Annotated in this window: 16 protein-coding genes; all 16 read left to right on the top strand. The window is 42.1% G+C overall.

The window, feature by feature from the left end; genetic code table 11:
• Positions 1 to 230: 230 nt before the first annotated feature.
• Positions 231 to 1,055 (top strand): 1,4-dihydroxy-2-naphthoyl-CoA synthase, encoded by an 825-nt coding sequence (menB, locus tag G414_RS0104395; protein ID WP_022791643.1) that lies wholly within the window; start codon positions 231 to 233, stop codon positions 1,053 to 1,055.
• 100 nt (positions 1,056 to 1,155) lie between these two features.
• Positions 1,156 to 2,613 (top strand): o-succinylbenzoate--CoA ligase, encoded by a 1,458-nt coding sequence (locus G414_RS0104390; protein ID WP_022791642.1) that lies wholly within the window; start codon positions 1,156 to 1,158, stop codon positions 2,611 to 2,613.
• Between the two features lie 416 nt (positions 2,614 to 3,029).
• Positions 3,030 to 3,725: a response regulator transcription factor gene (locus tag G414_RS0104385; RefSeq protein WP_022791641.1), complete on the top strand. Its 696-nt coding sequence runs from the start codon at positions 3,030 to 3,032 to the stop codon at positions 3,723 to 3,725.
• 4 nt (positions 3,726 to 3,729) lie between these two features.
• Positions 3,730 to 4,992, top strand: a complete 1,263-nt coding sequence (locus G414_RS07275) for a sensor histidine kinase (protein ID WP_022791640.1) — start codon at positions 3,730 to 3,732, stop codon at positions 4,990 to 4,992.
• Positions 4,993 to 5,046: 54 nt separating this feature from the next.
• A complete protein-coding gene (mutY, locus tag G414_RS0104375; protein WP_027694540.1) occupies positions 5,047 to 6,156 on the top strand; it encodes an A/G-specific adenine glycosylase in 1,110 nt (369 codons plus the stop codon).
• Between the two features lie 121 nt (positions 6,157 to 6,277).
• Positions 6,278 to 6,997: a 16S rRNA (guanine(527)-N(7))-methyltransferase RsmG gene (gene rsmG, locus G414_RS0104370; RefSeq protein ID WP_022791638.1), complete on the top strand. Its 720-nt coding sequence runs from the start codon at positions 6,278 to 6,280 to the stop codon at positions 6,995 to 6,997.
• Positions 6,998 to 7,012: 15 nt separating this feature from the next.
• Positions 7,013 to 7,780, top strand: coding sequence for a ParA family protein (locus G414_RS0104365; RefSeq protein ID WP_022791637.1), 768 nt, complete (start codon positions 7,013 to 7,015; stop codon positions 7,778 to 7,780).
• Positions 7,770 to 8,663 (top strand): ParB/RepB/Spo0J family partition protein, encoded by an 894-nt coding sequence (locus G414_RS0104360; protein WP_022791636.1) that lies wholly within the window; start codon positions 7,770 to 7,772, stop codon positions 8,661 to 8,663. Before G414_RS0104365 ends, G414_RS0104360 begins: the two co-directional genes overlap by 11 nt.
• Before the next feature lie 8 nt (positions 8,664 to 8,671).
• On the top strand, positions 8,672 to 8,875 hold the full coding sequence (locus G414_RS0104355; RefSeq protein ID WP_022791635.1) for a DUF951 domain-containing protein: 204 nt from the start codon (positions 8,672 to 8,674) through the stop codon (positions 8,873 to 8,875).
• A 20-nt stretch (positions 8,876 to 8,895) separates the two neighbouring features.
• Positions 8,896 to 9,999 (top strand): redox-regulated ATPase YchF, encoded by a 1,104-nt coding sequence (gene ychF, locus G414_RS0104350; RefSeq protein ID WP_022791634.1) that lies wholly within the window; start codon positions 8,896 to 8,898, stop codon positions 9,997 to 9,999.
• Positions 10,000 to 10,009: 10 nt separating this feature from the next.
• Positions 10,010 to 10,744 carry a DUF1129 domain-containing protein gene (locus G414_RS0104345; protein WP_027694539.1) on the top strand — a complete coding sequence of 245 codons (735 nt, stop codon included), beginning with the start codon at positions 10,010 to 10,012 and terminating at the stop codon, positions 10,742 to 10,744.
• A gap of 23 nt (positions 10,745 to 10,767) precedes the next feature.
• On the top strand, positions 10,768 to 11,457 hold the full coding sequence (locus G414_RS0104340; RefSeq protein ID WP_022791632.1) for a response regulator transcription factor: 690 nt from the start codon (positions 10,768 to 10,770) through the stop codon (positions 11,455 to 11,457).
• 63 nt (positions 11,458 to 11,520) lie between these two features.
• Complete coding sequence (locus G414_RS0104335; protein ID WP_022791631.1) at positions 11,521 to 12,663, top strand: sensor histidine kinase; 1,143 nt, start codon at positions 11,521 to 11,523, stop codon at positions 12,661 to 12,663.
• 12 nt (positions 12,664 to 12,675) lie between these two features.
• Complete coding sequence (locus tag G414_RS0104330; RefSeq protein WP_022791630.1) at positions 12,676 to 13,185, top strand: DUF1836 domain-containing protein; 510 nt, start codon at positions 12,676 to 12,678, stop codon at positions 13,183 to 13,185.
• A 209-nt stretch (positions 13,186 to 13,394) separates the two neighbouring features.
• A complete protein-coding gene (locus G414_RS0104325; RefSeq protein ID WP_022791629.1) occupies positions 13,395 to 13,919 on the top strand; it encodes a GNAT family N-acetyltransferase in 525 nt (174 codons plus the stop codon).
• Positions 13,920 to 13,927: 8 nt separating this feature from the next.
• Positions 13,928 to 15,151, top strand: coding sequence for an MFS transporter (locus tag G414_RS0104320; RefSeq protein WP_022791628.1), 1,224 nt, complete (start codon positions 13,928 to 13,930; stop codon positions 15,149 to 15,151).
• Positions 15,152 to 15,162: the final 11 nt, after the last annotated feature.

Raw genomic sequence — 15,162 nt, 5'->3', positions numbered from 1 at the left:
CTAGGACCTCACGCAAAGAATATCCACAGTGTTGAAAGTAGATTGGCGATATGATTAAAACAAGGGTAATTGGTTTAATGGATTGAGGCCAGCTACCTTAGGAAGCAAAAAAGAATCAATGTATCCGTTCTGTTAGTTGTAAAATGACAGGAACATGTTCCCTGGCTTTTACTGCTATGGCAGATAATAGTACAATGAACGTAAGTTAAAGACGAAAGTGAGAAAAAAAGATGGAGATACAAACCGAGTGGACACCAATTAAGGATTACTCAGAAATTTTATTTGAACGGACGGGAAAAATTGCAAAAATTACGATGAACCGGCCACAAAAACACAATGCTTTTACCCCAGTAACGGTGTCAGAAATGATTGATGCTTTTTCTTTGGCCCGTGATGATGAATCAATTGGTGTGATTATACTAACTGGTGCCGGTGACAAGGCATTCTCATCAGGTGGAGATCAATCTGTCCGTGGTAACGGGGGCTATGTAGGTCCTGATGAAATTGCACGCCTAAACGTGTTGGACCTGCAACGACTAATTCGTGTTATTCCAAAACCAGTCATTGCGATGGTCAAAGGATGGTCAGTTGGTGGGGGTAATGTCCTACAGCTAGTGTGTGATTTAACAGTGGCTGCTGACAATGCCCAATTTGGACAGACTGGACCTAAGGTAGGCTCATTTGATGCTGGATACGGATCAGCCTACTTAGCGCGGGTCATTGGACATAAGCGTGCTAAAGAGGTTTGGTTCTTAGATCATTTTTATTCGGCCGATGAAGCGCTAGCTATGGGGTGGATTAACCGAGTAGTACCTTTAGCTGAGGTTGAGACGGCGACCCTTGAGTGGGCCTATGAATTACTAGAGAAGTCTCCAACTGCACTACGCTTTATCAAGGCTGCAATGAACGCAGATACGGATGGGGTAGCTGGTTTGCAACAACTAGCAGGTGATGCCACGATGCTCTTTTATACGACGGATGAAGGTAAGGAGGGTCGCGACGCCTTTTTGGAGAAGCGCAAGCCAGACTTTAATCAATTCCCTAAGTTCCCTTAAACCAGCACTAGTTTAAAAAGTCCCCCTATTGTAGGATGAGGGGACTTTTTACTTTTTGGAAAAGCCGTGAAATGAAGTAGTAGAAAGGATAAAGATAATTTTGGAAAATTGGTTGTCTAAGCGGGCTTACCTCAGTCCTGACGCCCCGGCAGTGCAGTATGGTTCACAAGAATTAACGTTTAAAGAGTTACAAGTAGCGGTATTAGCCTTAGCAGGTAAGTTAGTTAATGTATTAGACGGAAATCAACGCGTGGGCTTGCTAACCCGTAATAATCTAATGGGGTATGAATTGATTTTAGCCCTACAACAGTTGGGACGTCAGATTGTTTTGTTGAATAGCCGCTTAGCAGATGATGAATTAGCGTATCAAATTTCGGATGCAAACCTGAGTCAGGTTGTAGTTGATGATCAACTACAGTATCAGTTAGCTGTTGAGCAATTATCATTTACGACTATCAAAAATACCCAAGGGAAAACCGTGGAACCGGTTGTAGAATTCGATAATGATCAAGTAACAACCATCATGTATACTTCGGGGACGACAGGGAAACCAAAAGGGGTTTTACAAACTTTCGGTAACCATTTTTATTCTGCAATGGGCTCAGTGCTTAATTTGGGTTTAACTGATCAAGAAGCTTGGTTAGCGGTAGTACCAATTTTTCATATTAGTGGCCTGTCAATTATGATGCGGTCATTATTGTACGGGACGAAAGTAGTATTAGTTGAAAAATTTTCTGCGACTGACATTAACCATTTACTTTTAGATGGACAAGCCACGATTATGTCAGTGGTCCCAACTATGTTGACCGCTTTGCAAGCTGATTTGTCACTTGGTCAGCGTTACCCTAAGCATTTTCGAACTTTTTTAGTTGGTGGTGGGCCAATAGACCGGACGGATTTAGAGCACGCTCAAGCAAGCGGGGCGACGATTGTACAGTCTTATGGGATGACCGAAACGGCCTCCCAAGTAGTAGCGCTTGATCCCAAAGATGCTGTTAAGAAAATAGGTTCAGTGGGCAAGCCGTTATTCCCGGTTAGCCTACGGATTAAGACCAATGATACAAGTGTTAATGCTGTTGGACGGGTTCAACTTAAATCACCGACCTTAACTGCGGGATATTTAAACCAGACCAAGAAATATTTAGCGTCATTTGATGAGGGCTGGTTTGATACTGGTGATTGGGGTTATTTGGATTCTGAGGGTTATTTGTATATAGTAGGCCGAGAAGGTGACATGATTTCATCGGGCGGTGAAAATGTATTTCCTGATGAAGTTGAAGCGGTTTACCGAGCCTTGCCAGAAGTTGACGAAGTAGTGGTTTTGGGAAAAAAAAATCAGGAATGGGGCCAAGTTCCAGTAGCTATTATTCGGTTTAAAGCAGCGGCTTCCCTAAGTAGCGAAGCCCTACGAGCGTATGGACGACAACATCTGGCTCATTATAAGGTGCCACAAACGTTCTATCTTGATCAGGGGACTTCTTTTCCTAGGACAGCTAGTGGGAAATTACAACGGTATCAATTAGCGAAAGTTCTTGCTAGCTTTGACTTGCTTCCATAACGATAACTAGCATTAATAATGGTTGCCAGCAATTTGCTACTAATGTGTGTTAAAATGTCTATACACCAATGCTGGTAAGGCGTTGGCTAATCTAGGAAAGGGGGTGATACGATTTGAGTAGATTAGAAAATCATCAGATCGTGTCGCCCTTGTAAAGGAAACAAGGGCGACACAATCTGAATGGCGTTATGCCACAGTAGTGTCTGCAGAGACATAATCTGCAGTCCTAAACGCATTGATTACTAGTAATCAATGCGTTTTTTCTTAGGTAAAGCTAGGAGCAATAGCATATAATGGAATTGGGAATGCATATGTTAATATGCCCTATTTAAGGTTTAACTTTTATGCTGAAAGGCATAATCTCACGGGTATAAAGCTAGTAAGGGTGTAGGAGTTAAAGAAACGAGGTAGACAGAATGACAGATCAAACGATTAAATTGTTAATTGTAGAAGATGACTATGCATTAAATGATACAGTGAAAGAAACAATTGATGAACTTGGTGAAATTACGCAGGTCCATGATGGAGATGAAGGCTGGTATGAAATTGAATCTGGCGTTTATGATGCAGTCATTCTGGACGTTATGCTACCAGGAAAAGATGGATTTAGTATTTTAAAGGACTCTAAGGAGCTCTACCCGAACCTGCCAATTTTGATGTTGACTGCTAAGGGGGAGTTAGCTGATAAAATGCAAGGGTTTAATTTAGGAGCGGATGAGTATATTACTAAACCCTTTTATAAGGAGGAATTACTAGCCAGGTTGAAGGCTTTACTCCGTCATGCTGGCGTTTTGGGTCAGGATGGCGCCCTAGAAGTGGGGAATATTCAAGTTTTGGTTGACCAACACAAGGTGCTGGTTGGTGGTGAAGAAATTAATCTTCAGGGAAGAGAATTTGGTCTCTTGGTTTACTTAATGCAGCATGTTGGTCAAATTGTGACAAAGGACCAAATTTTTGACCGTTTATGGGGTTTTGATTCTGATACTTCATTGACCGTTGTCGAAGTATATATGAGTAATCTCCGAAAAAACCTAAGGAATGCCCAAGCAGCTGTTACGATTAAAACGTTGCGAAATGTCGGCTATACACTAACAGCCGCCCAAGAAGCTTAAGTAAATGAAAAAACGGAATGATCAAGAACAATATGTTGGCCCCCAATATGGCACGACTAGTACACATAATTTCGAACATTTAAAGCTCCCGCGTCCGCTCCAAAAAATTCGTGAGTCTTTGTCGCAAAGTGAGAAGATGACTATCCTAATGGTGATGGGCTTTACCCTCGTGTTTATGTTGATTAGCCTTTTTGCTGTTAGTCAGTTTAAAGAGATTATGTACGGGCCGGCCGAAGCTCAGGTTCAAAGAGCACTTGAAACTCCAGTTACCGGAACGCCAGTTGGTGGGGCCTATGTGGTAGATTATAGTGATGCTTTGAAAAAGTCACTTGATATCAAGCAGGAAAATCAAGTGGTTTTAAAACAATTTCAAAATCAATGGATTTTATTTGAACGCCAAGGGAACCGGTTAGCCTATCTGAATGTGACTAATCAGCATGAAATTTTAGAAAAGATTTCGCGCCGTTTAATTTGGATTTTTGCGCTTTCAGAGATTGCGCTTTTATTAATGGCAATGGCATTGACCAGGGCTAATATGCGACCCATTATGCGCTCTTGGGAGCAGCAACGGACGTTTGTGGCTGATGCAGCCCATGAATTTAAAACACCGATGACGGTTATTCAAAACAATTTGGAACGCATGTTGGAACATCCAAATGATACCGTTTTGGACCAAGTCGAAAATATTGCGCATTCATTGACTGAGGTGCGTCATTTGAATCATCTAACAGGTGATTTATTAACGCTGGCGCAATCAGACGCTGATGTACCGATGTTTATCTTTGACCACATGGATTTGGCCCAGTTAGCACGTGAGGTTGGTGATATTTATAAGTTTAATGCGGAAGAGCGGGGCCAAAAATTAAATATTGATATGCCCGCTTCACTACCCATGTATGGGGATGCGCAACGTCTTAGGCAGCTACTAGTGTTATTAGTTGATAATGCACAAAAATATGCTGGAAAAGGGGCAGAGGTGACCGTCAGTGCACATGAAAAAAAAGATACACTTACGTTGACTGTGGTTGATACTGGTAGTGGTGTCACGGATGAACAAAAGAAACATCTATTCGATCGTTTTTATCGAGTTGATAAGGCCCGTTCTCGATCAACTGGCGGGTATGGCTTAGGGCTATCCATTGCTCAATGGGTTGTGCAAGGACATCATGGAACAATTACTGTTAGTGATACGCAACCTCATGGAACAACCTTTACCATTCAGTTGCCGACTGTTCAACGAACTAAAAAGAATAAAAAGAAGGCATAGCGCAGTAATGCGCTTTTTTTTCAGAATAAAATATAAAAGGAGGTAATAAGAGTGATTACGATGTGGACAGATGAAAAAATTCATCAATTTAGGAAAACATTACTAAACTGGTATGATCAAGCTGGGCGGAAAAATTTACCTTGGCGACAAGACCAAGATCCCTATCATGTCTGGGTTTCGGAAATTATGTTGCAACAAACACAAGTTAATACGGTAATTCCGTATTATCAACGCTTTATGACCTTATTTCCGACTGTAGAAGCTTTAGCATCAGCCCCCGAAGAGCAACTATTAAAGGCATGGGAAGGCTTGGGTTACTATTCACGTGTTCGCAACATGCAAAAGGCGGCCCAACAACTAGTGACTGACGGTCGAGTGGAATGGCCTCAGACCATGAAGGAATTAGAAAAACTCAAAGGGATTGGTCCTTACACTGCTGCGGCTATTGCAAGTATTGCCTTTTTGGAGCCGGTTGCCGCAATTGATGGTAATGCCTTTCGCGTTTTGGCGCGTTTATTTAAAATTGATGCTGATATCAGGTTGCCTAGGACACGACAACTCTTTTTTGAAGTAGGTAATCAATTGATTGATCCAAAACGGCCAGGCGATTTTAATCAAGCGATAATGGACTTAGGTTCTTCCTATATGACGGCTAAAAATTATGATAGTGAACATTCACCGGTTAAAGCGTTTAATGCTGCTTACCAAGACGGTACAGAGGATTTTTATCCAGTGAAAAGTAAGGCGCGACCAGCGCGCTTAATTCATTATTTTGCGGTTAGAATAACGAGTCCTAGTGGCTATCTGTTTGAAAAAAGGCCGAAGCAAGGGTTATTAGCCAATTTTTGGACCATGCCCTTATATGCACTCACTGAGTTTACTGAGGATCCTGAAGCTGACTGGCAATTAGCTGAAATGGTGACGGCTACTGAGAAACGATTGAAAATGGATTATGGTATTCAGACGACGCTTAAGCCGCTTTCTGAGAAAGCGATTACACACGTCTACTCGCATCAAAAATGGCAAGTGATAGTGCTAACTGGAACGCTTGATACTGAAGTGGACGTGAAAAGAGGACAATGGCAAACATTATCTGAAATAGCAAAAAAGCCCCAACCCAAGGTTCAAGAAAAAATTTGGCAGCATTTAAGAGCGCATAAATAGGGAGCTTGTTTCACATGGAACATGAAAAGCTAGTTGCCATGCCCTTCACTGCCGGAAACTATTGAATAGACCGCTATTTTGCGGTATTCTTTTACTATTGGAAAGAGTATGGAGAAATAAAATGAATCCTGAAGAATTTGCGACGGCATTACGTGAACATGGTGTGCAGCTAGATGACCATCAACTAGCGCAATATCAGCTATATTATACGAAGTTGGTGGCAGTAAATGAACATATGAATCTAACAGCAATCACAGAGCGAAACGCTGTCTATTTAAAGCACTTTTACGATTCATTAACGTTGGCTTGGGCCTACCCCGCTCTACAGAGTAAACCTTTGAAGATGGTTGATGTTGGGGCCGGGGCTGGGTTTCCATCGCTCCCACTAAAGATTGCTTTTCCGCAATTGAAGATTACCATTATTGATTCCTTGCGGAAGCGAGTTCATTTTCTGGAAGAGTTAGTAAATGAGCTGGCATTAACAGATGTGACTATTATCCATGCGCGGGCAGAAGAATTTGGTAATAAGAATAGTAACTATCGGGCGACCTTTGACCTGGCGACGGCTAGAGCTTTAGCCAGATTAAATATTCTTGGTGAATTGACATTACCCTTAGTAAAAGTTGGTGGAGTCCTACTAGCGATGAAGGGGAGTCAAGTTGATGATGAGGTTAATGAAGCTCGGCGGGCCATTCAAATATTGGGTGGTAAGTTAGAGGAACAAGTAGATGTGACCCTGCCTAACGGCGATGCTCGAGCGGTCATGGTGATTAAGAAAATCCAAAAAACGCCCAGAAAGTATCCGAGAAAACCGGGCGATCCTTTACGTAAACCACTGTAAGGAAAGGGGAGTTAAATGGGACATGTCATTGCATTAGCTAATCAAAAAGGAGGGGTCGGCAAGACAACGACCACTATCAATCTTGGTGCATCTCTAGCCACCCTAGGAAAGAAAGTATTGATTATTGATACTGATGCTCAAGGGAATGCGACCTCAGGCTCGGGTATTCAAAAATCGGCCATTGAAAAGGATGTTTATGATGTACTGGTACATAATGAACCCTTAGCCAACACGATTGTTCCAAGTTCGCATGCAGGGATGGATATTGTGCCTGCTACCATCCGGTTAGCTGGTGCGGAGCTAGAACTTGCGCCAGTAATGGCCCGTGAAGTGCGTTTAGAAAATTCATTGAGTGGGATACGCGATCAGTACGACTATATTTTAATTGACAATCCGCCTTCATTAGGATTAGTTACCATCAACACTTTTTCGGCGGCTGATTCAATTTTAATTCCAGTGCAAGCAGAATATTACGCTTTGGAAGGTTTAGGCCAGTTGATGAATAATATGAAATTAGTTAAGCAACACTTTAACCCTGATTTAGAGGTAGAAGGGGTGTTGTTAACGATGGTCGATGGGCGGACTAATTTATCGACTGAAGTTGTTGATAATGTCCGTGATTATTTTGGCACAGATGTTTATCAAACAACCATTCCGCGGAATGTGCGCTTATCGGAGGCCCCCTCGCATGGGCTGTCAATTATTGACTATGATCCGAAGTCTAAGGGTGCTGAAGTCTACATGGATTTGGCAAAGGAGGTCTTGGCGGCTCATGGTGAATAATAAGAAAAAATCGATTTTGGGCGATGGTGGTGGGTTAGGAGCCTTGTTTGCAGAGCAAGGCGTTGATACCTCGGTTTCTACGGGTGATGAGATTCGTCAACTTGAAGTGACGAAAATTGTTTCAAATCCCTTTCAACCACGGCGCATTTTTGATGAAGTGGCGCTAAAAGATTTAGCGGCTTCAATTAAAGAAAATGGTATCTTACAACCAATCATTGTGCGGCATAATCCAAAGAATAATCAACAATATGAGCTTTTAGCGGGAGAACGTCGATGGCGTGCTGCCAAGTTAGCTCAAGAAGCGACAATCCCAGCTATTGTTCGTAAGCTTGATGATGAGCAAATGATGCAAGCTTCTATTTTAGAAAATTTGCAACGTGAGGATTTAACCCCGCTAGAAGAGGCGCAGGCCTACCGCGATATGATGACAACCTTACATTTAACGCAGGACCAGGTGGCTAAACGGTTAGGGAAAGCACGTTCAGCAGTAGCTAATTTATTGCGCCTGTTAAACTTACCAGCTGAGGTAAAAGACTTGGTGAATGCTGGCAAGTTATCAATGGGACAAGCAAGGACTTTATTGGGCTTACGTAATAAGCGCCGGATTGTGCCGGTAGCTAAACGGGTAGTGGCTGAAGGGTTAACGGTTCGCCAACTCGAACAACTAGTGAATAAATTAAATGAACAAGGTAGTTCGGAGCATACGCATCAGCAGCCCTCAGCCTACTTACAGGCTACACAGACCGCTTTAGAGGACAAATTGGGCACTAAGGTGCAGGTTACCAGGAATCGTAAAGGGGCTGGTAAGATTGAAATATCTTATTTGTCAGATGAAGATTTAGCACGTATTTTTGAGGTATTAGGAATTGATTTGAATGACTAGGAGGGCTTATGTATCAATTACATGATATTGTTGAGTTACGCAAGCCACATCCCTGTGGGCATAATGCATGGGAAATCACACGTATCGGTGCAGATATGAAGTTACTATGTCAGGGTTGTCAGCATAGTGTCATGTTGACCCGTCATGATTTTGATAAGCGATTTAAACGCGTCTTACGGACGGCTGATGGGCAACAAGACAGGTTACACTAATAAGAAAGAGGAAGATAAAAATGCCACTTACTGCTGGAATTGTTGGTTTGCCAAACGTTGGTAAATCAACCTTGTTTAATGCTATAACTAAGGCTGGGGCCGAAATGGCTAACTACCCCTTTGCCACGATTGAGCCTAATGTGGGGATGGTTGAAGTGCCTGATAAGCGGCTTGATCGAATTCAAGAATTAATTCCTGCTGATAAGGTCGTCCCAACTACTTTTGAATTTACTGATATTGCTGGGATTGTAAAAGGTGCCTCGCAGGGTGAAGGATTGGGAAACAAATTCCTGGAAAATATTCGTCAGGTTAATGCGATTGTGCATGTTGTTCGGGCGTTTGATGACGATGATATTACTCACGTATCAGGTAAAGTTGATCCACTTGAAGATATTGAGACTATCAACACCGAGTTGATTTTGGCTGACTTAGAAGCAGTTGAAAAGCGGTATGCTAAAGTAGAAAAGGTAGCTTTGACATCAAAGGATAAGACGGCCCTTGCTGAGTATGCGGTTTTAGAAAAATTAAAACCAGCTTTAGAGGCAAGTCGCCCTGCTCGGTCGATTGAGTGGAACGAGGATGAGCAAAAAATTGTGGATGGCTTATTCCTGTTAACATCAAAGCCAGTTTTATATGTGGCTAATGTGGCTGAAGAAGAGATGGCCGATCCAACTAGTGGGGCCTACTATCAACAGGTGGCTGATTACGCTGCCAAAGATCACGCTGAAGTGATGGCCATTTCGGCACGTGCTGAAGAGGAAATTGCTGAGATGGATGATGAGGATAAGGCTGAATTTATGGAGTTACAGGGCATTACTGAACCAGGCCTAAATCGCTTAATTCGCACTGCTTATCATTTGTTGGACCTGCGGACCTTCTTTACTGCGGGAGGAAAAGAAACGCGGGCATGGACTTTCCATGCTGGGATGAAGGCTCCGCAGGCAGCCGGAGTTATCCACTCTGACTTTGAACGTGGCTTTATTCGTGCTGAAACAGTAGCCTTTGATGATTTAGACCAGTATGGTTCAATGAAGGCCGTTAAGGAAGCGGGTAAGCGCCGTTCTGAAGGAAAAGAATATGTCGTCCAAGATGGTGACATTATGGAATTCCTATTCAATGTTTAAGGAGAAAAAAATGGCAACAGAACAACAAGCTCAGCGGCCACACAAAAAGCTTGCTAGCCGCGAAGAATTAGCGGCTAGTGGGTTAACTAAGCGTAATCAAGACTTTATGTGGCAAGTTCAAGAGCAGGCAACAGATGATCAATTACAGGCAGGGTTGCTAGCAGAGATTCAAACGACATTGTTAGCAGGTCAAAAAACAGGGCAGACTGCTAAGCAATTATATGGAACACCACAAGCAGCTTTAGGTATTCAAACTAAGACTTATGTTCAAGACCATAGCCAGCCTGCTTATGCATCATATGGCTTTTGGCCCATTGTCATTGATAACACACTAGTATTCTTTATGATGTTTAGTCTTATGTTTGGTCTTATGCTATTGTTTAGTGGTAGACAGTTAGCAGCTAGTGGTCAAGCTGGGTTGGGCTCATTTGGTATTTTGGCCCTTTGTTTAACAGCTATCACGGGTGGACTCTTCTTTGGTAGCTGGGCGATGGCTGTGGCGCCAAGGAAAGGGGCCAAGCCACGCGGATGGGTTTATCGTATTGCAGTGACCATCCTATTGTTTGGTGCTTGGTTCTTATGCTATACCAGTTTTGCCTACATCCCCTTAACGATAAATCCAATTTTGCCTGGTTGGGTATACCTAATCCTGGCTGGCGTTGCTTACTTGGGCTTTCGTCAATGGCGGCAAAAAACGGGTATGCAAGGTGGCTTTCTGGGTGGTCGACCAACCAATACTAAATAGGTTAGTGTAGAAAGGGATACGCAATGAAAATTTTGATTGTTGATGATGACCAGGAAATTGCGGAATTATTGGAAATCTATGTCAAGAATGAGGGCTATGAACCTGTCATTGCTGGCGATGGGCGTGAGGCTTTAAAAAAATTGCGCACAAATCCTGATATTGGCTTGGTTATTTTAGATATCATGATGCCTGAGATGAATGGCACGGAGGTTGTGAAAGAAGTACGTAAGGACAATCCGGTGCCGATTTTACTATTGTCTGCCAAAACAGGAGCAATGGATAAGATTCAAGGCCTAATTACCGGGGCAGATGACTACGTTACGAAGCCCTTTAACCCCTTAGAAGTGATGGCCCGAGTTAAGGCGCTCTTACGCCGGTCACAAAATGGGATGCAGCAAGCAACACCAGAGATTTTAGATATTGGCCCCTTAACAATTAATAAGGATAGTCATGAAGTCAAGACGGCTGATGGGGTTGAAGTGAATTTGACGGCCCTTGAGTTCGGTATCTTATACTTGCTAGCATCACATCCTAATCGGGTCTTTAGTGCTGACGATATTTTTGAACGGGTATGGCAACAGGAATCTGTCGTTTCTGCTAAAACGGTGATGGTACATGTCTCACATTTGCGGGATAAATTAGAGGAAGCTACCGAAGGCAACCAGGTCGTTCAAACGGTCTGGGGTGTTGGATATAAAATCGAGGTTCTTTAAGAGAATGGTCCATTGGCCAGTTTTATTAAAGACAGACAGTTAAAATAGAGTGAGGAAGTAGGGATGAAACCAAAAGCATTTGGATGGCTAATTTTTGTCGTTAAAAGTGTGGTTGCGGCCCTGCTTTTTATGTTGGCCGGTGTCGGTTTAGTCTTTATCCTCCAAGGTCCGCCAACGACTGGTGGTCATACTTGGTGGGCGTGGATTGAATATTTTAGTCAGCACCATCCGATTGGAGTGAGCTTAATCTTGATTAGCCTACTAGCCACTTGGCTGGTTAGTATGCTTCATTTTTATGAACAGATGATGCTAAACCAATTGATAAGGGCTGTTGATGAACTGACAGAAGAAGTAACTGACATGAGAAGCATGGCTAGATTGCCACTACACCATTGGGGAGAACGGTTAGGTCCGCTAGCTCAAAGCGTAGAAAGCTTGTATGAGACGGCACATACAATGATGATTGAAGAACGTAATATCGAACGTTCTAAGGATGAGATGATTACGAATGTCTCTCATGATTTGCGGACGCCTTTGACTTCAATTTTAGGTTATTTAGGTTTAATTATTAATGATGAGCAGGGGCAATTAAAGCCAGCTGATATGCGAAAGTATTCAAAAACAGCTTATAATAAGGCGCTACAAATGAAGTCGCTAGTTGAAGACTTGTTTGACTATACGCAAGTGAAACAAGTTGATTTTAAATTACGGTGGGCCCCCATTGATTTAGCGGCCCTATTACAGCAATTAGCGGCCTCTTATGAATTAGAGGCTAAAAATCATGGGATTGTAGTCTCAGTGGTGGCTCAACCTGAAATGATTGAAATGGTAGGAGATCCGGACCGGTTAGCCAGGGTGTTCATGAATTTAATTAGTAACGCCTTGAAATATGGTGAAGGGGCAACCTTTATTCGATTGTCTGCTCGGAAGTTACCCGATGAAAATGAGGTTGAAGTACGAGTTACGAATAATGGACGGCCCATTCCAGCTAGTTCGGTAGACCATCTTTTTGATCGCTTTTATCGGGTCGAGCATTCTCGCAATACTAAGACCGGTGGTACCGGTCTAGGCTTAGCCATTGTAGAGAGCGTAGTATCAGCTCATAATGGAACGGTAACGGTGGAATCAACAGATGAATTAACGAGTTTTATCGTGCGCCTGCCTTTGGAACCAGTAGGTGATGACGTGTTACCTAATGAAGAATAAAGAGGTAAAGAAATGGTAGAAGATGGAGTGTTTGCTGACTGGCAAGAAAAAATAGCTAAGCAGCCAATTCCTTATTGGGATGAATTACCAGCAGTGGATTTATACATGGATCAGTTAGTTTCTTACGTTAATCGTCTAGTTACTCCCCTGAATATGCCAGTTATTACTGCAACAATGGTGAATAACTATGTTAAAAAGAAAGTGATTTTTGCACCAGTAAAGAAGAAGTACCAAGCAATGCAGATTGCAGATGTGATTATTATTTCCTTAAGCAAGTCACTCTTTTCTTTAGATGAAATTCGACAGGCCATTGATGTAATCACTAAAGATGAATATCCTAAAAAGGCATACGATCGTTTTGTGGATGCGTTGCGTTTGCGTTTTAAGGGGGAAAAACCAATTCCGGTTCCGCCTAGTATGGCAGCTGAACGCTTAATGCAGGATGTAGCAGATTTGGTCTATCAAAAGTTAGAGGCGGAGTTCTTGCTTGATCAATTAGTAAGTCAGAATGGTGACCGCTAAGCGTAAGTTAAGCGTTATGAGTATTAAGCAAAGGTCTATTTTCGTTAACCAATGAAAATAGACCTTTTTATTAGGTTAAACAAAAATGATAAAATGCTTTGAATTATTATAATTTAAAGATATAATACCCTTAATGTTTAAGAGAGTATTTTGTTAAAACAAAAGTAGGTTAGTAACAGGTGTTTCATGTGAAACGGGGAGAAAGTAGGATGACGGAACTCGTTGTGAAAGATACTGCCTTGCTGTTATGTGAAACAAAACTGACTGATGTACCGGCTATTTATCAGTTAATTAATAGTGATCGCGTATATTTGCGGCAGTATAAGGATTGGGTAGATGCGATTAGAAGTACGGCTGATGAGTTTGCTTATGTGGAACGAATGATAAGGCAGTCTCAGGAGAAACTTTTTAACTTAGTCTTAGGGGATCAGCTCATAGGATTGCTTAATCTACACCATGTGCAACTTGATCAAGGGGTTGCTGAAATGGGATATTGGTTGCATTCAGCTTATCATCATCATGGTTATATGACCCAGGCAGTTAAAGAATTGACGGCCTATGCTTTAAATAATTATCAGTTAAAGCAAATAGAGGTTCTAATTGCTAAAGATCATGTGGCTAGTCAAGGTGTCGTCGCACGAGCTGGTTATCAGCTCATGGGCCAAAGTAAACAATCTGTTTATTATCAGTTTAATTATCAAAATGCTCTTTTGTGGCGGTATAAGAAGGAGTAGAGAAAACAATGAAAGCTTTTATGGAGTTAGACGCTAATTTAAAACTACGCGCCTTTACCGTTTTCTTAACAGTGCTGTTAAGTAGTTCAATTGGACCAAATATGACCTTTTATTACTTAAAATATTTTGGGTCACTGTGGACAGGAATTTTATTGGTTATTGTTTCAGTAGCTGGTTTTTTAGGTAGTTTATATGGTGGACATTTGGCTGACGCTTGGGGGCGACGGCCTACTATGTTAGTCGGAGCTGGGTTGATGATTACAGGGTACATATTAGCTACGCTTGCTAATTCACCTTGGCTATTTCAGCCCGGATTGACTTTTTTTGGTTTTTTAATTGCCATGGCTGGTGGATCGCTAGCTGATCCGGCTGATCAAGCGATGATGATTGATGTTTCGACCCCTGCCAACAGGCAGTTTGTTTTTGCTTTAATCTATTGGATTGTCAATATTGGGGTTATGTTCGGAGCGGCAATTGGCGGCTGGTTCTTTAGGGACTATCTTTTTTATCTCTTGCTTGGAATGACCTTTGGAGCTGTGATTAATTTTCTTGTTATTTTTTTAGGAATGCGTGAAACCTTCACTGGGCAAGCAAAAGAGCAGGCTAAAACAGTTAAGCAGGCCTTACGAAGCTACTTGACTGTATTGCAAGATCGACGTTATACCATATTTGCATTGGGGGCGGTCTTGTCGATTGTTGTTTATTCCCAGATTGATTATTATTTACCGGCCCATTTAACAGCAGACTTTCATACTTATTGGTTATGGGCTCAGGAAATATATGGGCAACGAATGTTATCGTTGATGATGATTACCAACACGGCATTAATCATTATTTTTATGGGCCTAATTAATCATTATAGTACGCGTTGGCCACTAATTTTTGGCTTTTCCGTCGGGCAAGGACTACAGGGCTTTGGGATCGCTTTATCATTTATTTTAGGCGACTTTTGGCCATTAATTTTAGCAACGCTTATTTGGACTTTGGGTGAAATTATTGTGGTGCCGGCCGGACAAACGATACGGGCAGATTTAATGGATCCTGACAGAATTGGTGCTTATTCTGGTGTTTTTGCTGTTACTAGACCAATCGGAACGATTATTGCAGGTAGTATGGTATCATTGTCATCATTGATTAATAAATGGGGAATGGCGGTCATTATTTTAATAATGACCATTGCTGCCATTGGACTAACTGTGAAGGCGGTAAATACGCCACAAAAAAGTAAGTAGAAAGAAGGCAT

Source organism: Weissella halotolerans DSM 20190 (assembly GCF_000420365.1).
GTDB lineage: Bacteria > Bacillota > Bacilli > Lactobacillales > Lactobacillaceae > Weissella > Weissella halotolerans.
This window is presented reverse-complemented; position numbering and strand designations above follow the sequence as displayed.

Bases quoted from the DNA above. Each gene is read 5' to 3' on its own strand.
- menB (WP_022791643.1), top strand. From the start codon at position 231: ATGGAGATACAAACCGAGTGGACACCAATTAAGGATTACTCAGAAATT.
- G414_RS0104385 (WP_022791641.1), top strand. From the start codon at position 3,030: ATGACAGATCAAACGATTAAATTGTTAATTGTAGAAGATGACTATGCA.
- G414_RS07275 (WP_022791640.1), top strand. From the start codon at position 3,730: ATGAAAAAACGGAATGATCAAGAACAATATGTTGGCCCCCAATATGGC.
- rsmG (WP_022791638.1), top strand. From the start codon at position 6,278: ATGAATCCTGAAGAATTTGCGACGGCATTACGTGAACATGGTGTGCAG.
- G414_RS0104365 (WP_022791637.1), top strand. From the start codon at position 7,013: ATGGGACATGTCATTGCATTAGCTAATCAAAAAGGAGGGGTCGGCAAG.
- G414_RS0104360 (WP_022791636.1), top strand. From the start codon at position 7,770: ATGGTGAATAATAAGAAAAAATCGATTTTGGGCGATGGTGGTGGGTTA.
- G414_RS0104355 (WP_022791635.1), top strand. From the start codon at position 8,672: ATGTATCAATTACATGATATTGTTGAGTTACGCAAGCCACATCCCTGT.
- ychF (WP_022791634.1), top strand. From the start codon at position 8,896: ATGCCACTTACTGCTGGAATTGTTGGTTTGCCAAACGTTGGTAAATCA.
- G414_RS0104345 (WP_027694539.1), top strand. From the start codon at position 10,010: ATGGCAACAGAACAACAAGCTCAGCGGCCACACAAAAAGCTTGCTAGC.
- G414_RS0104340 (WP_022791632.1), top strand. From the start codon at position 10,768: ATGAAAATTTTGATTGTTGATGATGACCAGGAAATTGCGGAATTATTG.
- G414_RS0104335 (WP_022791631.1), top strand. From the start codon at position 11,521: ATGAAACCAAAAGCATTTGGATGGCTAATTTTTGTCGTTAAAAGTGTG.
- G414_RS0104330 (WP_022791630.1), top strand. From the start codon at position 12,676: ATGGTAGAAGATGGAGTGTTTGCTGACTGGCAAGAAAAAATAGCTAAG.
- G414_RS0104325 (WP_022791629.1), top strand. From the start codon at position 13,395: ATGACGGAACTCGTTGTGAAAGATACTGCCTTGCTGTTATGTGAAACA.
- G414_RS0104320 (WP_022791628.1), top strand. From the start codon at position 13,928: ATGAAAGCTTTTATGGAGTTAGACGCTAATTTAAAACTACGCGCCTTT.